Source organism: Pseudomonas putida (assembly GCF_022627325.1).
GTDB classification, from domain to species: domain Bacteria; phylum Pseudomonadota; class Gammaproteobacteria; order Pseudomonadales; family Pseudomonadaceae; genus Aquipseudomonas; species Aquipseudomonas putida_X.
On the sequence record NZ_JAETZZ010000001.1, the window covers coordinates 835,620 to 851,116 of the forward strand.

A 15,497-nucleotide genomic window follows, 5' to 3' on the forward strand; every position below is an offset into this window, starting at 1 on the left:
GGAGGCAGGGCGCAGGGTCAGGCGACACATGCCTGATACCTGGCACGCGTGAAATGGCTCTGCCCGGGGAGCACCACTCCCCACCCTCAGAAGCTGTCAGGAGAGATGCCATGAACGTGAAAACCCTCGCCAGCGCCAGCCTGTTCGCTGTCCTCAGCCTCGGCGCCCTGGTTGCCCAGGCAACCACACAGCCGATGGAGGATGCCAGCGTCATGCAGTACCGCTATGGCGACCGGCTGGACATACACAAAGTGCTGTCGGTGAAGGATGACCAAAGCGATGCCTGTGGCCTGGTCAATACCCGCATGGACTACCTCGACTCCCAAGGCCAGCGTCAAAGCCTGCAATACCGTACCTATGCCACGAGTGGCTGCCATGACAACTGAGCGCCGCATGCTGCTGAAAGTGGGCGGTGTGGCCTTGGCGCTCCTTGGCTTGGGGCTGGCCGGCCACTTGGCGGCCCGCGACAGTTACGGGGCCATGCCGTCGCTGTCGGGGGCCAGTGAGTGGCTCAACTCGCCAGCGCTGGATGCCGCGCAACTCAAGGGCAAGGTAGTGCTGGTGGACTTCTGGACGTGGGACTGCATCAACTGCCAGCGTAGCCTGCCACATGTCAACGACTGGGCGCGGCGCTACGCCGATCAGGGGCTGGTCGTGGTGGGCGTACATACGCCGGAGTATGACTACGAGCATGACGTCGGTCAGTTGAAAAACAAGGTGGCCAGCCTTCAGATCGCCTACCCGGTGGCGGTGGACAACGATCATCGGGTGTGGAATGCCTGGGGTAATCAGTTCTGGCCGGCGCACTACTTCGTCGATCGCCAGGGCCAGGTGCGGCATGTACACGTTGGCGAAGGTGACTACGACGGGCAGGAGACGTTGATAAAGGCGTTGCTGGATGAAAAAGACTGAAGTGTTTACCGTCCCTTTCGCGGTTAAAACCCGCGAAAGGGACGGTAACGGGCTCAACCGAAGCTGGCGAAATGCGCCTGCATGCGCTCGGCATTGGCCTGACGGCCACTGAACAGTTCGAACGCTTTCACCGCCTGGAACACGGCCATGTTGCTGCCATCGAGGGTGCGGCAGCCCAGTGCCCGTGCCGCACGCAGCAGCTCGGTTTCCAGTGGGAAATAGATGATCTCCGCCACCCACAGCCGGGCATGCAGCAGCTCGACCGGCAGCGGTGTGCCCGGCAGTTTGGCCATGCCGACCGGCGTGGTGTTGACCAGCCCGTCCGCCTCGGCAATCTCGGCCGCCAGGTCCGTGCCCACAACGGCCCGGCCTGCGCCGAAATGGCCGTTGAGGTTGTCGACCAGCGCCTGGGCGCGCGCTGCATCCACTTCGAACAGCACCAGCCGCTCGACACCTTCGCCCAGCAACGCATGGGCCACAGCCGAGCCAGCACCGCCCGCACCCATCTGCACCACCTGCCGGCGCGCGACGTCGGGCAAGCCGCGGCGCAAGCCTTCGGCGAAGCCCAGGCAGTCGGTGTTATGGCCCACACGCTTGCCGTCCTTGAGCACCACGGTGTTGACCGCACCGATGCCCCTGGCCTCGTCGGACAGCTCGTCGAGCAGCGGCAGGATCGCCTGCTTGAACGGGTAGGTGATATTGAGCCCAGTGAAGCCGGTGTGCTGGGCCGCTTCGAGCAATTGCGCCAAGGCGCTGTCTTGCAGTTGCAGCTGGTCTGCGTCGATCAAGCGATAGAGGTAGCGCAAGTCCTGCGCATCGCCTTCATGTTCATGCAGGGCAGGGGTGCGCGACAGCTGAATGCCACGGCCGATCAGGCCGGCGAGGATGGCCGGCTGAGTCATGCTGGCTGCTCCTGGAACATTTCGGCGAAGTGCGCCAGAGCCATGCGGTAGCCGTGGCTGCCCAAACCGCAGATCACACCCACCGCGATCGAGGAGACGAACGACAGGTGGCGGAACGGCTCGCGCTTGTGCACGTTGGAGAGGTGCACTTCGATCACCGGCACCTCGCTGGCGACCAGCGCGTCGCGGATGGCCACCGAAGTGTGGGTCCAGGCACCGGGGTTGATCACGATACCGGCGCAGCGACCACGGGCAGCGTGGATCCAGTCGATCAGATCGCCTTCGTGGTTGGTCTGGCGGAATTCGATTTCCAGGCCGTGGGCCTGCGCGGTGTCTGCGCAGCTTTGGGCCAGGTCAGCAAGGGTTTCACGGCCGTACTGCGCAGGCTCGCGAGTACCCAGCATGTTCAAGTTGGGGCCGTTGAGCACGAGGATAAGGGGCTTCATGGCGGGCATCACTTTGTTGTTGTTGAATGCCCGTATGTTTGTACCACCTGGTTAGTTTCGTCAATTGGGTTGAGTGTCGCAGCGTGGAAAGTGGGCGATTATCGAACCCCGAACACGGCGTTTTCAGCGCGGGTGCGCCCCTCGAAAGCGATGCTTGTCGCTGCTATGGGGCTGCAGTGCAGCCCCACATCTCAGATGCTGTTGGCAACCCCGCGACCCACCTCACCGTCAGGGGTCTCTTCATGCAACGATATTCGCGATGTTTCCGGCAACGCCAACCCGCCCACCAGCGCCACCAGCGCGATGGCCACCAGATAGAACGCCGGTGCCAGGCTGCTGCCGGTCTGTCCGATAAGCCAGGTCGCCACCAACGGTGCGGTGCCGCCAAACAACGTATAGGCCACGTTGTAGGTAATCGCCGAAGCGGTGTAACGCGTGTGGGTCGGGAAACTCTCCGACAGCAATGCGGCGGTCACCACACCACTGGACAGTGCGCCTACCGCCAACAGGATGACCCCCAGCAGCGCGGCGGGCACTGACCCGGAACTGGCCAGCCAATAGGCCGGGAATACGCACACCATCACCCACAGGCAGGTGAAGCCAATGGTCTTGCGCCGCCCGACGCGGTCGGAGAACGCGCCGGCCAGCGGACAACCGATGGCGGCGAACACCAGCGCTACCGTGGTCACCAGCAGCGACTGGGCGCGTGTCAGGTTGCCGACCATCTGCAGGTAGGTGGCGAAGTAGGTGGTGAACATGTAGAAGGACAACGCAGTGAGCGAGATGAAGGCACCCAGGTTGCGGATGGCCCGGCCATGGTTACGCAACGTGTCCTTGAGTGGCGAATGCTCATGGGTCTTGCCTTGGGCGATGGCCTCGCGAAACGCTGGAGTTTCCTCCATGCGCCAGCGCAGGTACAGGCCCACCAGGCCCAGCGGCGCAGCCACCAGGAACGGTATGCGCCAGCCCCAGGCCGCCATCGCTTCGGCCGACAGGCTCGCCTCAAGGCCGAAGGCGATCACCGCCGCGCAGGCGAAGGCCGAGAAGGTCGACACGGGCACGAAGCTGCCATAGAAGGCCCGCTTGTTTTGCGGTGCATGTTCCATCAGGTAGGCACAGGCCCCTGCATACTCACCGCCTGCGGAGAACCCCTGCAGGCAGCGCGCAAGGGTCAATAGCGCGGGCGCGGCAAGGCCGATGCTGGCGTAGGTCGGCAGCAGGCCGATCAGTGTGGTGGAGCCGGCCATCAGCAGGATGGTCAGTGACAAGATACGTTTGCGTCCCAGCCGGTCACCCAGTGCCCCGAACACGATCCCGCCCAGTGGCCGCAAGGCGAAGGCCACGGCGAAAACGGCGAAGGTCTTGAGCAAGGCCACGCTGGCATCGCCGCTGGCGAAAAACTGGCTGGCGATGATCGTTGCGAGAAAGCCGTAAACGGCAAAGTCGAACCATTCGACGAAGTTGCCGATGGCCGAGGCGGCGATGACCCGGCGCAGGGTGGCGGGGGATACCTCGTGAGATGCGGACATGTGGATACGCTCCGGTTTCAAAGGCAGCCTGGCGGATTAGCGAGGCGGTCTGGCCGCGTCGTCGTTGTTGTTGCAGGCAGTAAACCGGTGTGAGCGAAGGGGCGCTTTTTCGAGGACGACGCCCAGATATCTGTTTTGACCGCGTGAGACCTTTGGGTGGCCAAGCCTCGGCAGTCAGCGGGGGTTAAACCGAGAACACCACCCCGGTGCGCGAAGCCGCGTTGCGAATATGCTCCTGCATCGCTTTTTGCGCCGCCGCCTGTGAGCGGCGGGCCAGGGCGCGCAGGATCTTGCGATGTTCCTGCCAGGTTTCCATCGCCCGTTCCGGGCGGATGAAGGGCAGCTTCTGGCTTTCCAGGAAGATCTCCTGGCTGGCGGTGATCACCTGCAGCATGGCGTGGTTACCGCAGGCTTGCAGCAACTGTTGGTGGAAGGCGAAATCCAGGCGTGCGGCGGCTTCGAAGCGGCCCGCGCGCAACTCCTGACGCATCGCCTCCACGTTCAGCTCCAGGCGATCGATATCGTCAGCGGTGAGCGCCAGCGCCGCCTGCCCAGCGGCAAATCCCTCCAAGGCATAGCGCAGTTGGAAGGTGTCGCTCGCCGAAACCTGTTCGGCATAAGGCCAGGCAAATGCCGAAGGCGTTGGCGCTTGCACGAACACCCCTTTGCCCGGCTGCACGCTCACCAAGCCCAGCGCGCTGAGCGAGGACAGCGCTTCTCGCAGAGAGGCCCTGCTGACCCCCAGCTGCTCGGCAAGGTCGCGCTGCGAGGGCAGCGCATCGCCGGGCTGATAGCCGCCGTCTTCGATCAATTTGCGAATGCCTTGCAGGGCCTGTTCGGGGACGGCGCGGGGTAGGGTGTCGAGCATACTGTTCAGACCGGTCGGAGGGCGATGACCTTGGCTTTTTACGGCCATTGGCAGGCGCTTGCAAGCATTGCTCCGCCCTGAAGCAGGCGAATGCGGCCTTGCACAAAAGCGGGGCGTGACGACGGCAGGGCAGGCGCACGGTCAGGCAACTGTTCAGACCAGTAAGACCGTTCAGCTCAGGGCTTGAGCACGTTGTACCAGGGCCCGCAGGGTTGTTGGCATGGCCCGTGCACTGGCCAGCCAGCACACTTTTCCCTGGTTATCTGCGAGGCCACACCATGAAGACATTCCGCACCTTGTTCCTGGCCAGCCTGTTCTGCAGCAGCGCCCTCGTGCTGCCAACCGCCCAGGCTGATGCCCTGGCCGACATCAGCGCCCGTGGCGTGCTCAAGGTGGCAGTGCCCCAGGACTTCCCCCCCTTCGGCTCGGTAGGGCCAGACCTCAAACCCCGTGGCCTGGACATCGACACGGCACAACTGCTGGCAGACAAGCTGGGTGTGAAGCTGGCCCTGACCCCGGTAAACAGCACCAACCGCATCCCGTTCCTCACCACCGGTAAGGTCGACCTGGTGATTTCTAGCCTCGGCAAGAACCCGGAACGTGCGGCGGTGATCGATTTCTCCCGGCCCTATGCGCCGTTCTACCTGGCGGTATTCGGCCCGGCCGAGGTGGACATCGCCGGTATCGACGCTGTCGCTGGCAAGACCATCAGCGTTACCCGCGGCTCGATCGAGGACATGGAGCTGAGCGCCGTAGCGCCCAAGGGGGCGGTGATCAAGCGCTTTGAAGACAACAACTCGACCATCGCCGCCTACCTCTCCGGCCAGGTCGAACTGATCGCCAGCGGCAGCGTGGTAATGGCCGCCATTGCCCAGAAGAACCCGGCCAAGGTGCCTGTGGTCAAGGTCAAGCTCAAGGAGTCGCCTGTCTATGTGGGGCTGGCCAAGAACGAGCCGGCGCTGCTGGACAAAGTGAACGCCACGCTCGAAGCCGCCAAGGCTGACGGCAGCCTCAACCGCAATGCCGAAAAATGGCTGAAGCAGCCGCTGCCGGCCGACCTCTGAGCTGTACCCGGAGCCTGCCACCATGGCCTATGAATTCGACTTCGCCCCTGTGCTGGCCCAGGCCCCCTTGTTGCTCAAGGGCGCCTGGTTCACCCTGCAGCTTACGGCGGTCGGCACCTTGCTGGGCGTGGCCATCGGCGTGCTCGGCGCGGGTGTACGCGCCTGGCGTGTGCGGCCCTTCGACACGCTGTTTGGCTTGTACGTGGAGCTGATCCGCAACACACCCTTCATCGTCCAGCTGTTCTTCATCTTCTTCGGCCTGCCAGCACTGGGCATTCGCCTGACCGAGTGGCAGGCGGCGGTGCTGGCCATGGTGATCAACCTGGGGGCCTACTCCACCGAGATCATCAGGGCGGGCATTCAGGCCATTCCCAAAGGCCAGCTGGAAGCTGCCGCGGCCTTGGCCATGAGCCGCTTCGAGGCCTTTCGGCATGTGGTGCTGCAGCCGGCCCTGGCCAAGGTATGGCCGGCACTGACCAGCCAGATCGTGATCGTCATGCTCGGCTCGGCGGTGTGCTCGCAAATCGCCACCGAGGAGCTGTCGTTCGCCGCCAACTTCATCCAGTCGCGCAACTTCCGCGCATTCGAAACCTACCTGCTGACCACCGTGCTCTACCTGGTCATGGCCATCGCCTTGCGCCAATTGCTGGCATGGCTGGGGCACCGTCTGCTGATGGGGAGACGTTAATGGACTTCACCTTCTGGGACATCCTGCGCAACCTGCTGATCGGCCTGCAATGGACCTTGCTGCTGTCGCTGGTGGCGTTCTTGTGCGGTGGCTTGGCCGGGTTGCTGGTGCTGGTCGCCCGCATTTCTCAACGGCCGTGGCTGCGTGGCCTGGCGCGCGGTTATATCGAGCTGTTTCAAGGCACACCATTGCTGATGCAACTGTTCATGGTGTTTTTCGGCATTGCCTTGTTCGGCCTGGATGTGTCTGCCTGGATGGCGGCAGCCATTGCCCTGACACTGTTCACCAGTGCGTTTCTTGCCGAGATCTGGCGTGGTTGTGTCGAGTCCATTCCAAACGGCCAGTGGGAGGCGTCCGGTAGCCTGGCAATGAGCCGCATGGAGCAACTGCGCCATGTGATCCTGCCACAGGCGTTGCGCATCGCCGTCGCGCCGACCGTGGGCTTTTCGGTGCAGGTGGTCAAAGGCACTGCCGTCACCTCGATCATCGGTTTCACCGAGTTGACCAAGACCGGTGGCATGCTGGCCAACGCCACCTTCGAGCCGTTCATGGTCTATGGCCTGGTTGCGCTGGGTTACTTCATCCTCTGTTACCCGCTCTCGCTGAGCGCCCGTTATCTGGAAAGGAGGCTGCATGCCCCTGCTTAGAGTGTCCGCGCTGCACAAATACTACGGCGACAACCATGTGCTCAAGGGCGTCGACCTGAGCATCGAAGAGGGCGAGGTGGTCGCGATCATCGGCCGCAGCGGCTCGGGCAAAAGTACCTTGTTGCGCACCCTCAATGGCCTGGAGTCGATCAGTGATGGCGTGATCGAAGTGGACGGCGAGTACCTCGATGCCGGCCGCGCCGACCTGCGTTCCCTGCGGCAGAAGGTGGGCATGGTGTTCCAGCAGTTCAACCTGTTCCCGCACCTGAGCGTGGGCGAGAACGTGATGCTCGCGCCCCAGGTGGTGAAGAAGGCCAACAGGGCTCAAGCGCGCCAATTGGCTGAACAGATGCTGGCGCGGGTAGGCCTGGCGGAGAAGTTCGATGCCTACCCTGATCGGCTTTCCGGTGGCCAGCAACAGCGGGTGGCGATCGCGAGGGCGCTGGCCATGTCGCCCAGGGTGCTGCTGTGCGACGAAATCACCTCGGCGCTCGACCCCGAGCTGGTCAACGAAGTGTTGGGCGTGGTGCGCCAGCTGGCCAGCGAAGGCATGACCTTGATCATGGTCACCCATGAGATGCGCTTTGCCCGCGAAGTGGGCGACAAGCTGGTGTTCATGCACCATGGCAAGGTGCATGAAGTGGGTAACCCGGGTGAAGTGTTCGCTGCACCGAAAACGGCCGAGCTGGCCAATTTCATCGGCTCGGTGGTATCGGCCTGAGCCTGCCGCGGCGGCTGCAGCTCAGGCCGCCCGCTCCAGCACGTCCAGCAGGTCGGCGAACTCCATCGCCAGTTTGTGCCGCGGTGCCAGGTGTACCAGCGGCACCGACGCCAGGTGCGACTCTCGCATCTTGATCGAGCTGCTCAAATACACCGGCAGCACAGGCATGCCCTCGCTGCGCAGTTGGTCAACCAAGGTCTGATGCAGTGCTGTGCGGCCGGCGAACTGGTTGACCACCACGCCTTCCACTCGCAGCGCGGGGTTGTGGTCCAGGCGCAGTTCCTCGACCTGGGCCATGACACTGTGCAGCGCCTGGCGCGAGAAGCTGTCGCAGTCGAACGGGATCAACAGGCGCTCAGCCGCCACCAAGGCGCTGAGGGTATAGAAGTTGAGCGCAGGCGGGGTGTCGATATAGATCCGTTCGTAATCCTCGCTCAGCGCCAGCAGCAGCTTGCGCAGCTTGTTGATCTTGAACTTGCTCTGCAGTTTGCTCTGCAAGTCGCTGAGGTCGGGGCTGGCGGTCACCAGGTGCAGGTTGCGGTAACGGGTTTCGGTGATTGCCACGCGGTGCTTCTTGCCCGCAGCGGTGACGGGCGACAGCGTCTGGCGAAAGAAGTCGGCGATGCCGGCGGGGATGGCGTCGTTGGCCAGGCCAGTGAGGTAGTAGGTGGCGTTGGCCTGTGCGTCGAGGTCCACCAGCAACGTGCGGTAACCTTCGGCTGCACTGGCGGCGGCAAGGTTGCAGGCGATGCTTGATTTGCCCACGCCACCTTTCTGATTGAAAACCACACGACGCATTGGACGCTCATCCATGAAGAGAGAAATGTCAGGTTGGGGTCAATCCTATGACCAACACACGACAGTTTTATGACAACGGCCGTTACCTCTGGTCACGATAAACCCGGCCTGCGCGGGACCTGCTCAGCCCCCGCTCCCTGACCCGCTACCACTGCTGCCGCTACCACTGCTGCCGCTACCACTGCTGCCGCTACCACTGCTGCCGCTACCACTGCCGGAGCCCGACGCCCCACCGGAGCCCTGGGATCCACTGCTCTCCGAGCCTTTGGTAGTGCCATCTCCGCCAGTGTTGTCGGTGTCGTTGCTGCCCGTTCCGCTGCCGGTGGCATCGGCAGGCACACCCGCGCCCGTCGCACCCCCCTTGTCGACTGCCATCGTGCCAGGGCCTGGGGGCGAGTTACCGTTGTCGTTGATGTCGGTCGCCGCCAAGGCGGCGGATGTGCCGGCGCCCAGGCAAAGGGCGAGCAGCAGCGCATGATGGGTCAACCGTTTCATGGTGATCTCCAGTAAAGTGATTACCCAATCTTCGGCTGGCCGGCGGGGTGGGAGGTGCCGTGCAACCGACGGGTGGCCGCCATTGAACGCCTGTCAGCTTCGCTGTGCGCCTGCGCCACTCCCAGTGAGAGGGTCGCAGCGCCTACAGTACTGCGCGGTTACAACCCATTCAGCTCGTCCTCCACCTGCTGCAAGCGCTTCTGTGCCAGCGCCTGGGCCTTCTCGTCGCGTGCGGTCTCGCGCATCAGCCGGGTAAGCTTGGCGCTCAGCCGCTGGCCGTCCTCGGTCTGCTCCAGGGCCTGGGCCTTGGCGGGGTCGCGGGTGACCTGGACGATGGTGGCGAACTCGGCGTCGCTGAAGTTCTTTTCGCTGTAGAGCTTGAACAGGTCCTGGCGCTGGTCCTCGACCGTGAGGTGCTTGCGCAGCACGCTGCGGATTGTCTCTTCGTCGAGTTGCGGGTGAGTGCGGGTGAGCAGCGACGCCATGCGGTCTATGTTGTGCTCGTAGGCTTCCTGCAGCGGCAGCATGGCCACGATCTGCTCTTCGCGGGTCGGTTTCTGGTCGCAGGCGGTGAGGGCAGCGGCAAACAACAGCGGCAGCAACAACTTGCAGAGGCGGGGCATGGGCTGGCCTTGGGCGCGTTCTAGGGCGAGGAGTATAGCGAGATCGGGCCGGCCATGCATTGGGCCGTCCGATGCGGTAGGGTAGGGAACCTTTTACCAGGCCATCGCTTCGATCCCATGCCCGACTGGACTTTCCAAACACCCGGCCGTGACGCCATCGATGAAGTCGTAGCCTTCGTCGACAAGGCCCGCCGGGAGCTCTTCCCCATGCTCGCCCATTCACCTCTGCCCAAAGACCTGGCCGATTTCGAGGCGACCTACCTCGATGGCGACGGGCATTTTCTGGAAGCCCGGGATAACGGCACCTTGATCGCAACCATCGGCTACCTGCCCTACGACCATCGCTTTCATCAGCTCGATTATCACGGCAAACGCGTCGTTGAAATCGTCCGCCTGTTCGTGCTGCCCGGCTACCGGCGCAACGGCTTGGCCGCGGCGTTGTTCCAGGCCTTGCGTGAGCACGCCGTCGAGGCAGGTGTCGACTGCCTGTACCTGCACACCCATCCGTTTCTGCCGGGTGCGATCCGGTTCTGGGAGCGCCAGGGCTTTGTGGTGGTCGACGTAGAGGATGACCCGGTGTGGCTGACTACGCACATGGAGCAGTGGCAGGCGGTTTAGGAACCGGTCATTGGCCGGCCTCCAACTGCTGCAGTTGAGCTGCCAGGCGCGTGCGTGCCCGGGCAGGCAACGCCGCTGGCAATTCGGTCAAGCGGGCATCGCCTACCTGAATCAGCATCACCATGCCCATCGCCAGGTGCGGGATGCACTGGATGCCGTACACCCCTGGCACCGTGAAGGTCTGCTCGAAGGGCTGGTTCAGCTTGCTCTTGAACGCCACGGCGCCCTCCGGTAGCAACCCGGGCAGGCTGGCTGCGTTGTGGCCGCTCTGGGTCGGCACGAAACGTACCGTATCACCCGGAGCGATACGCAGGTGGTCGGGCTCGTAGATCATCGAGCCTGCCGCCCCGCGGTTGAGCATCTTCACTTCGTGCACATCGGCCAGCGCGGCGAGAGGTAGCACAGCGCTGGCGAGCAGCAGGACGGTAGTGCGCAACAGCATGCCGGAGCTTCCTGGTTCAGGGGGCGCGAAAGCGCAGGATGCGCGCGCCGTCGAAGGGGTCGGTGAGGTAGCGGGCGTGTACGCCGAAGGTGCTCAGCAAACGCTCGGGGCTCAGTACCTCAAGCGGATCGCCGAGGGCGACCAGGCGGCCGTGTTCGAGCACCGCCACGCGGTCGCAGGTCAGCGCCTGGTTCAGGTCGTGCAGGGCCACCAGGGTGGTTACCGGTAACGCCTGTACCTGTTGCAGCAGGCTCAGCTGATGCTGGATGTCGAGGTGGTTGGTCGGCTCATCGAGCAGCAGCACCTGCGGGCGCTGGGCCAGGGCGCGGGCAATGTGTACGCGCTGGCGTTCGCCACCGGACAGCGAACCCCAGATACGGCTACGCAGGTGCGAGGCATCGAGGTCGGCCAGGGCCTGCTCGACGATCGTACGATCCTCCTGGGAAAACGGCGCCAGGGCGGACAGCCATGGGGTACGCCCTAGCGCCACGGCGTCGAACACGCTGATGGCGTCGAGGGTGTCGGCCTGTTGCTCGACCAGCGCCAAGGCCTGGGCGATGCGCCGACGCGGCAGGCGTGCAAGCGGCTCGCCGAGCAATTGCACGCCGCCGCTATGCGGCGTGCGCAGCCCGGCCAGCAGTTTGAGCAGGGACGATTTGCCGGAGCCATTCGGGCCGACGATGCCAAGGGTTTCACCCGCGACGACCGTCAGGTTGATGTCGCGTAGCACGGGGTTGCCCGCCAGTTGCAAGCCCAAGCCTTGGCAGGCGAGCGGAGCGACTTTCGGCGGTGTCATGGCCGTCATGCGCGCCCCCTGCGGCTGACCAGGATCAGCGCAAACACCGGTGCGCCGATCAGCGCGGTGACCACCCCTACCGGGATCACCTGGCCCGGGATCAGCGTGCGCGAAAGCATGTCTGCGGCGATCAGGAACAGCGCACCGCCCAGGGCGCTGGCCGGCAGCAGGCGGCTGTGGCCTGGGCCGAGCAACAGGCGCAGGGCATGCGGGATGACCAGCCCGACAAAACCGATGGCGCCGACGATGGACACCATCACCGCCGTCACCAGCGCCGCGCAGCTGATCAGCAGCAATTGGCTGCGCCGCACCGCGATGCCCATCGACGCCGCCGAATCAGCGCCGAAGGTGAAGGCGTCCAGTGTGCGCCGGTGCCACAGGCACACCACCAGCCCGAACAGTGCCACCGGCATGGCCAGCCATACGGATGGCCAGCGCACGCCACTGAGGTTGCCCAGCAGCCAGAACAGGATGCCGCGAGCCTGCTCGGCGGTGGCTGATTTGGTGATCAGAAACGCCGTCAGGGCGTTGAACAGTTGCGAGCCGGCAATCCCTGCCAGGATCACTTGGGCGTTGTTGCTGCTCGGGCCAGCGGCGCGGGCCAGCACCAGGACCAGCGCGAAGGCTGCGACGGCGCCGACGAAGGCGCCGCCGGACATGCTCAGGGCAATGCTGCCCAGGCCCAGCAGGCCCACCAGCACGGCGCCGGTCGATGCCCCGGCTGACAGGCCCAGCAAGTAGGGTTCGGCCAGCGGGTTGCGCAGCAGGGCCTGCAGGATCACCCCACAGGTCGCCAGCCCTGCGCCGCAGGCGGCGGCGACCAGCGTGCGCGTCAGGCGGTAGTTCCAGACGATACCGGCGTCGATCGGGTCGACCGGGTAACCGGCCTGCCACAGCTGGTTGGCCAGTACCTGGTACACCACGCGGGGTGACACGCTGGTCTCGCCGATGGCAGTGCCGGCGAGCAGTGCGCCGAGCAGGGCCATCAGGGCCAGTGCAGAGCAGGGCAACAGACGCTTCATCACGGCGCCGCTTTACCGCTGGCGAAGGCTGCCGACAGGGTCTGCAGGCCCCGGAACAGGCGGATACCGGCCTGCATGGCATCGGCGTCGAGGATGATGATGCGGTTGTTTTTCACGGCATCCATGTGCTTGGTTACCGGGTCGCTGTGCAGGAAGTCGAGCTTCTTCTGGTAGTCATCGGCCGGAAAGCGGCGGCGATCCATGCGGGCGATGATCAGCCACGTCGGGTTGGCCTTGGCGAGGGTTTCCCAACCCACCGTGGGCCATTCTTCGGTGGACTCGACCACGTTGCGCACACCCAGGGTGCGCAGCATGAAGTCTGCCACGCCCTGGCGGCCCGCGACGTAGGGGTCGATGTCGAGGTCGGCGCTGGAGAACCAGAACAGCGCAGAGGTCTGGCTCAGGTCTTTGCCGGCCAGTTGTTGCCTGGCGCCGTCCAGGCGTGCCTGGAGGTCGCTGTTCAGTGCCGCGCCACGGTCCTGGACGTCGAAGATTTCTGCCAGCTGGCTGACGCTCTTGTAAATGCTCTGGACCTGAAACGCCTGCAGCCGCGTGCCATCGGCCCCCACCAGGTTGTCCTTGCCTTCGCAGTCCGAGGGCAGCAGGTAGGTGGGAATCTTCAGTTCGTTGAACTGCTCACGGGTCGCGACCACGCCCTGGGCGCCAACCATCCATTCGAACTGTACCGCCACAAGCTCGGGGCGCTTGCCCACCACCGCTTCGAAGCTTGGGTCGTTGTCGGCCAGGCGCGGCACCTTGTCATTCTGCGCCTTGTACTCGGGCAAGACGTTGTTGAACCACAGCGATGTGCCGGCCAGCTTGTCGCCCAACCCCAGCGCGTAGAGGATTTCGGTGCCGGCCTGGCCGATGGTCACAGCGCGTGCGGGGGCGTGGGCGAAGGTTTGCGGCATGCCGCAGTTGTCCACGGTCAGCGGATAGTGCGTGGCGGCGGCCTGTGCCGCGCCCGTGAGGCTCAGGCCGACAAGCAGGGTGGCGAAACGGGACAGCATGCGGGGCGATCTCCTATCGGACAGTTCACGGAAGGAACGCGCGGACAGGCATCGCCGAGCCCCTCATGCGACAGGGGCAACTCTGATGGCCAATCCCGGACACCCCGCCGGTTGGTAGATGTAAGCCGGCAGGTCTCCTGACTGGTGCGTCATCACCCGGCTCCGGCCTTCCCGGATCAGCGGATCCAGTGGCATCGATGGAGCGGGCTCGGCACCTACAGTTGCGGGGGCAGTTCCGTTTGGCGCGCCTGGGCGGCTTGGGATTCCCTATTGTTTCCGTGGTGGAAACCGGCGGCCCGCATGGTAGACCATCAGGCAGCCGGTGAAAACGCTGAATCAGAAGTACTTGAGCCAGGTGATGTCGCGTCGGCGCGCCTTGAGCCTGGCAAACCCGTGCACCGGCAGGTACAGCGCCACGGCCAGCAGCACAGCGCCCAGCCACACCGCGCCCATGCCGTCGAGCCCGAAGTAATCGCCGTGATTGCGGCCGAACAGGGCGACGCTGGCCAGGTACAGCAGTTTCAGCACGTACAGGTGCAGCAGGTAGAAGAACATCGGCGCCGCGCCGAACACCGCCAGGGCACCGATCCAGCGTGTTTGCCCTGCACGTTCGAAGGCGCGCAGCAGCAGCAGGCCGCACCCCAGGGTCAGGGCCAGGAACAGCAACGAGGGCGGGTATTTGGTGATGTTGAAGAAACTCATCACGGTCTGGGTAAGCGTCGGGTAGCCGCTCCACGGCGCCTCGCCGTAGCCATTGAGCATGCGCAGCACCATGAAACCGAGCAGGGCGATGACCCCTGCCAGCAGCAGGCGGTACTGACGCTGGCTGGCATCGCTGCCACGGGCGAACCATGGGCCCAGGCCATAGCCCAAGGCAATCACGCCGATCCACGGCAGTACCGGGTAGGAGGTGCGCAGGCGCAGGCTGTCAGAAAGTTCCAGCCAGCCACGGTCATGCAGGATCGCCCACGGCACATGCAGCGCCGACTCGGTGGCAAAGTGCAGGCCGTCGAGCAGGTTGTGGCCGGCGATGATCACTGCGCCCAGCACAATCAGCGCCGGGCGCGGCAGCCACACCAGCAGCGACAGAGCGATCATGCTTACCCCGATGGCCCAGATCACCTGCAGGTAGATGACACTGGGGGGCAATTGGAAGGTCCAGGCGAAGTTCACCAGGGTGAACTCCAGCACCACCAGGAACAGGCCGCGCTTGAACAGGAACGCCGAAACATCGCTGCGGCCCTGATGCTTCTCGCCGTACAGCCAGGCCGACAGGCCGGTCAGCAGGACGAACACCGGGGCGCACAGGTGGGCCAGGGTGCGGCTGAAGAACAGCGACGGGTCGGTGGTGTCGATGCTCATCGGGTCGCTGACCTGGTGGTGCAGGAAGAAGGTTTCGCGAACGTGGTCGAGCAGCATGAACAGGATCACCAGACCGCGCAGGGCATCGATGCTCTGCAGGCGCTGGGTGAGCAGGGCTGGGGTGGCGGCGGAGCTTGTCATGGAGGTATCGCAGGCAGGATGTATGTCAAATGAAATGTTATTCTCTAACATTTCCACCTGCGCAAGGTAGTGATTTTTGCAGTGGCTGTGCAGGCCTCATCGCCGGCAAGCCGGCCCACCGCGACCGCGCAGCTCTTCAGGCCTGCGCTTTACCTGTACAAGCAACCGTCTTGCCCCATTCTAAAGCCGGCGCAATCCAGGTGGGAGATTCTATGGTTCTCAGCAAGCCATTTTCCCGCCTTTGGTAACGTATTCGTCCTGATTTCTCATCAGGGCGAATGCCACTCGTGCGAGCTTCCTGGCCAGAATTACCAACGCCTGGGTCGTTGCCTTACCGCTGTTTCTGTACTGCTCATATACCCCTTTCCAAGCGGCCGACCTGCTGGCCGCCATTGCTGCGTTATGCAGCAAAC

The 15,497-nt window shown here is 64.2% G+C and carries 19 protein-coding genes, 1 pseudogene and 1 riboswitch; of the genes and pseudogenes, 7 read left to right on the forward strand and 13 right to left on the reverse strand.

What is annotated here, in order from left to right; translation table 11 throughout:
- Nucleotides 1-110: 110 nt before the first annotated feature.
- Both JNA92_RS03760 and JNA92_RS03765 read left to right on the forward strand, forming a co-directional pair.
- On the forward strand, nucleotides 111-386 hold the full coding sequence (locus tag JNA92_RS03760; protein ID WP_241803369.1) for a DUF2790 domain-containing protein: 276 nt from the start codon (nucleotides 111-113) through the stop codon (nucleotides 384-386).
- Nucleotides 376-912: a thioredoxin family protein gene (locus JNA92_RS03765; protein ID WP_241803370.1), complete on the forward strand. Its 537-nt coding sequence runs from the start codon at nucleotides 376-378 to the stop codon at nucleotides 910-912. Before JNA92_RS03760 ends, JNA92_RS03765 begins: the two co-directional genes overlap by 11 nt.
- Nucleotides 913-965: 53 nt before the next feature.
- Here the strand turns inward: JNA92_RS03765 and JNA92_RS03770 are convergent, their stop codons facing one another.
- The 4 genes from JNA92_RS03770 to JNA92_RS03785 form a co-directional block, all read right to left on the reverse strand.
- A complete protein-coding gene (locus JNA92_RS03770) occupies nucleotides 966-1,814 on the reverse strand; it encodes a shikimate dehydrogenase (RefSeq protein ID WP_241803371.1) in 849 nt (282 codons plus the stop codon).
- Nucleotides 1,811-2,260, reverse strand: coding sequence for a type II 3-dehydroquinate dehydratase (gene aroQ / locus JNA92_RS03775; protein WP_241803372.1), 450 nt, complete (start codon nucleotides 2,258-2,260; stop codon nucleotides 1,811-1,813). The genes JNA92_RS03770 and aroQ overlap by 4 nt, the downstream gene beginning before the upstream one ends.
- A gap of 191 nt (nucleotides 2,261-2,451) precedes the next feature.
- Nucleotides 2,452-3,789, reverse strand: coding sequence for an MFS transporter (locus tag JNA92_RS03780; protein WP_241803373.1), 1,338 nt, complete (start codon nucleotides 3,787-3,789; stop codon nucleotides 2,452-2,454).
- A gap of 184 nt (nucleotides 3,790-3,973) precedes the next feature.
- The gene (locus tag JNA92_RS03785) at nucleotides 3,974-4,657 is read right to left on the reverse strand and encodes a FadR/GntR family transcriptional regulator (protein WP_241803374.1); all 684 of its coding nucleotides are present in this window, start codon (nucleotides 4,655-4,657) and stop codon (nucleotides 3,974-3,976) included.
- Nucleotides 4,658-4,935: 278 nt separating this feature from the next.
- Here JNA92_RS03785 and JNA92_RS03790 point away from each other — a divergent pair, with 278 nt between their 5' ends.
- The 4 genes from JNA92_RS03790 to JNA92_RS03805 are packed head-to-tail and all read left to right on the forward strand — an operon-like array spanning nucleotide 4,936 to nucleotide 7,777.
- Nucleotides 4,936-5,721: a transporter substrate-binding domain-containing protein gene (locus JNA92_RS03790; protein WP_241803375.1), complete on the forward strand. Its 786-nt coding sequence runs from the start codon at nucleotides 4,936-4,938 to the stop codon at nucleotides 5,719-5,721.
- 22 nt (nucleotides 5,722-5,743) lie between these two features.
- Nucleotides 5,744-6,409, forward strand: coding sequence for an amino acid ABC transporter permease (locus JNA92_RS03795; protein ID WP_241803376.1), 666 nt, complete (start codon nucleotides 5,744-5,746; stop codon nucleotides 6,407-6,409).
- A complete protein-coding gene (locus tag JNA92_RS03800) occupies nucleotides 6,409-7,056 on the forward strand; it encodes an amino acid ABC transporter permease (RefSeq protein WP_241803377.1) in 648 nt (215 codons plus the stop codon). Before JNA92_RS03795 ends, JNA92_RS03800 begins: the two co-directional genes overlap by 1 nt.
- Nucleotides 7,043-7,777 (forward strand): amino acid ABC transporter ATP-binding protein, encoded by a 735-nt coding sequence (locus JNA92_RS03805; RefSeq protein WP_241803378.1) that lies wholly within the window; start codon nucleotides 7,043-7,045, stop codon nucleotides 7,775-7,777. Before JNA92_RS03800 ends, JNA92_RS03805 begins: the two co-directional genes overlap by 14 nt.
- A gap of 21 nt (nucleotides 7,778-7,798) precedes the next feature.
- Here the strand turns inward: JNA92_RS03805 and JNA92_RS03810 are convergent, their stop codons facing one another.
- The 3 genes from JNA92_RS03810 to JNA92_RS03820 all read right to left on the reverse strand — a co-directional run bounded on the left by JNA92_RS03810 (nucleotide 7,799) and on the right by JNA92_RS03820 (nucleotide 9,693).
- Entirely contained in the window at nucleotides 7,799-8,575 is a 777-nt protein-coding gene (locus JNA92_RS03810; protein ID WP_241803379.1) for a ParA family protein, read from the reverse strand.
- 123 nt (nucleotides 8,576-8,698) lie between these two features.
- Nucleotides 8,699-9,070: a hypothetical protein gene (locus JNA92_RS03815; protein ID WP_241803380.1), complete on the reverse strand. Its 372-nt coding sequence runs from the start codon at nucleotides 9,068-9,070 to the stop codon at nucleotides 8,699-8,701.
- A gap of 158 nt (nucleotides 9,071-9,228) precedes the next feature.
- Nucleotides 9,229-9,693 (reverse strand): hypothetical protein, encoded by a 465-nt coding sequence (locus JNA92_RS03820; protein WP_241803381.1) that lies wholly within the window; start codon nucleotides 9,691-9,693, stop codon nucleotides 9,229-9,231.
- 117 nt (nucleotides 9,694-9,810) lie between these two features.
- On the opposite strand from JNA92_RS03820, the gene JNA92_RS03825 reads away from it, so the two are divergent.
- On the forward strand, nucleotides 9,811-10,311 hold the full coding sequence (locus tag JNA92_RS03825) for a GNAT family N-acetyltransferase (protein WP_241803382.1): 501 nt from the start codon (nucleotides 9,811-9,813) through the stop codon (nucleotides 10,309-10,311).
- 7 nt (nucleotides 10,312-10,318) lie between these two features.
- On the opposite strand, the gene JNA92_RS03830 is transcribed toward JNA92_RS03825, so the two are convergent.
- From JNA92_RS03830 to JNA92_RS03855, 6 genes and pseudogenes are all read right to left on the reverse strand, one after another.
- Nucleotides 10,319-10,753 (reverse strand): pseudoazurin, encoded by a 435-nt coding sequence (locus tag JNA92_RS03830; protein ID WP_241803383.1) that lies wholly within the window; start codon nucleotides 10,751-10,753, stop codon nucleotides 10,319-10,321.
- A 16-nt stretch (nucleotides 10,754-10,769) separates the two neighbouring features.
- A complete protein-coding gene (locus JNA92_RS03835) occupies nucleotides 10,770-11,558 on the reverse strand; it encodes an ABC transporter ATP-binding protein (protein ID WP_241803384.1) in 789 nt (262 codons plus the stop codon).
- On the reverse strand, nucleotides 11,555-12,571 hold the full coding sequence (locus tag JNA92_RS03840; protein ID WP_241803385.1) for a FecCD family ABC transporter permease: 1,017 nt from the start codon (nucleotides 12,569-12,571) through the stop codon (nucleotides 11,555-11,557). Before JNA92_RS03840 ends, JNA92_RS03835 begins: the two co-directional genes overlap by 4 nt.
- On the reverse strand, nucleotides 12,571-13,581 hold the full coding sequence (locus tag JNA92_RS03845) for an ABC transporter substrate-binding protein (protein ID WP_241803386.1): 1,011 nt from the start codon (nucleotides 13,579-13,581) through the stop codon (nucleotides 12,571-12,573). The genes JNA92_RS03840 and JNA92_RS03845 overlap by 1 nt, the downstream gene beginning before the upstream one ends.
- 110 nt (nucleotides 13,582-13,691) lie before the next feature.
- Nucleotides 13,692-13,889, reverse strand: a riboswitch (cobalamin riboswitch).
- 28 nt (nucleotides 13,890-13,917) lie between these two features.
- On the reverse strand, nucleotides 13,918-15,084 hold the full coding sequence (locus JNA92_RS03850; protein WP_241803387.1) for a DUF1624 domain-containing protein: 1,167 nt from the start codon (nucleotides 15,082-15,084) through the stop codon (nucleotides 13,918-13,920).
- 219 nt (nucleotides 15,085-15,303) lie between these two features.
- Nucleotides 15,304-15,497: pseudogene (locus JNA92_RS03855) on the reverse strand (IS110 family transposase); the annotation flags it as partial.

Excerpts from the sequence above, each read along its gene's own strand:
- JNA92_RS03770 (WP_241803371.1), bottom strand. The coding sequence starts at position 1,814 with ATGACTCAGCCGGCCATCCTCGCCGGCCTGATCGGCCGTGGCATTCAG.
- JNA92_RS03765 (WP_241803370.1), top strand. The coding sequence starts at position 376 with ATGACAACTGAGCGCCGCATGCTGCTGAAAGTGGGCGGTGTGGCCTTG.
- JNA92_RS03760 (WP_241803369.1), top strand. The coding sequence starts at position 111 with ATGAACGTGAAAACCCTCGCCAGCGCCAGCCTGTTCGCTGTCCTCAGC.
- JNA92_RS03840 (WP_241803385.1), bottom strand. The coding sequence starts at position 12,571 with ATGAAGCGTCTGTTGCCCTGCTCTGCACTGGCCCTGATGGCCCTGCTC.
- JNA92_RS03820 (WP_241803381.1), bottom strand. The coding sequence starts at position 9,693 with ATGCCCCGCCTCTGCAAGTTGTTGCTGCCGCTGTTGTTTGCCGCTGCC.
- JNA92_RS03805 (WP_241803378.1), top strand. The coding sequence starts at position 7,043 with ATGCCCCTGCTTAGAGTGTCCGCGCTGCACAAATACTACGGCGACAAC.
- JNA92_RS03835 (WP_241803384.1), bottom strand. The coding sequence starts at position 11,558 with ATGACGGCCATGACACCGCCGAAAGTCGCTCCGCTCGCCTGCCAAGGC.
- JNA92_RS03845 (WP_241803386.1), bottom strand. The coding sequence starts at position 13,581 with ATGCTGTCCCGTTTCGCCACCCTGCTTGTCGGCCTGAGCCTCACGGGC.
- JNA92_RS03790 (WP_241803375.1), top strand. The coding sequence starts at position 4,936 with ATGAAGACATTCCGCACCTTGTTCCTGGCCAGCCTGTTCTGCAGCAGC.
- JNA92_RS03795 (WP_241803376.1), top strand. The coding sequence starts at position 5,744 with ATGGCCTATGAATTCGACTTCGCCCCTGTGCTGGCCCAGGCCCCCTTG.
- aroQ (WP_241803372.1), bottom strand. The coding sequence starts at position 2,260 with ATGAAGCCCCTTATCCTCGTGCTCAACGGCCCCAACTTGAACATGCTG.
- JNA92_RS03810 (WP_241803379.1), bottom strand. The coding sequence starts at position 8,575 with ATGCGTCGTGTGGTTTTCAATCAGAAAGGTGGCGTGGGCAAATCAAGC.
- JNA92_RS03785 (WP_241803374.1), bottom strand. The coding sequence starts at position 4,657 with ATGCTCGACACCCTACCCCGCGCCGTCCCCGAACAGGCCCTGCAAGGC.
- JNA92_RS03815 (WP_241803380.1), bottom strand. The coding sequence starts at position 9,070 with ATGAAACGGTTGACCCATCATGCGCTGCTGCTCGCCCTTTGCCTGGGC.
- JNA92_RS03830 (WP_241803383.1), bottom strand. The coding sequence starts at position 10,753 with ATGCTGTTGCGCACTACCGTCCTGCTGCTCGCCAGCGCTGTGCTACCT.
- JNA92_RS03850 (WP_241803387.1), bottom strand. The coding sequence starts at position 15,084 with ATGACAAGCTCCGCCGCCACCCCAGCCCTGCTCACCCAGCGCCTGCAG.
- JNA92_RS03780 (WP_241803373.1), bottom strand. The coding sequence starts at position 3,789 with ATGTCCGCATCTCACGAGGTATCCCCCGCCACCCTGCGCCGGGTCATC.
- JNA92_RS03800 (WP_241803377.1), top strand. The coding sequence starts at position 6,409 with ATGGACTTCACCTTCTGGGACATCCTGCGCAACCTGCTGATCGGCCTG.
- JNA92_RS03825 (WP_241803382.1), top strand. The coding sequence starts at position 9,811 with ATGCCCGACTGGACTTTCCAAACACCCGGCCGTGACGCCATCGATGAA.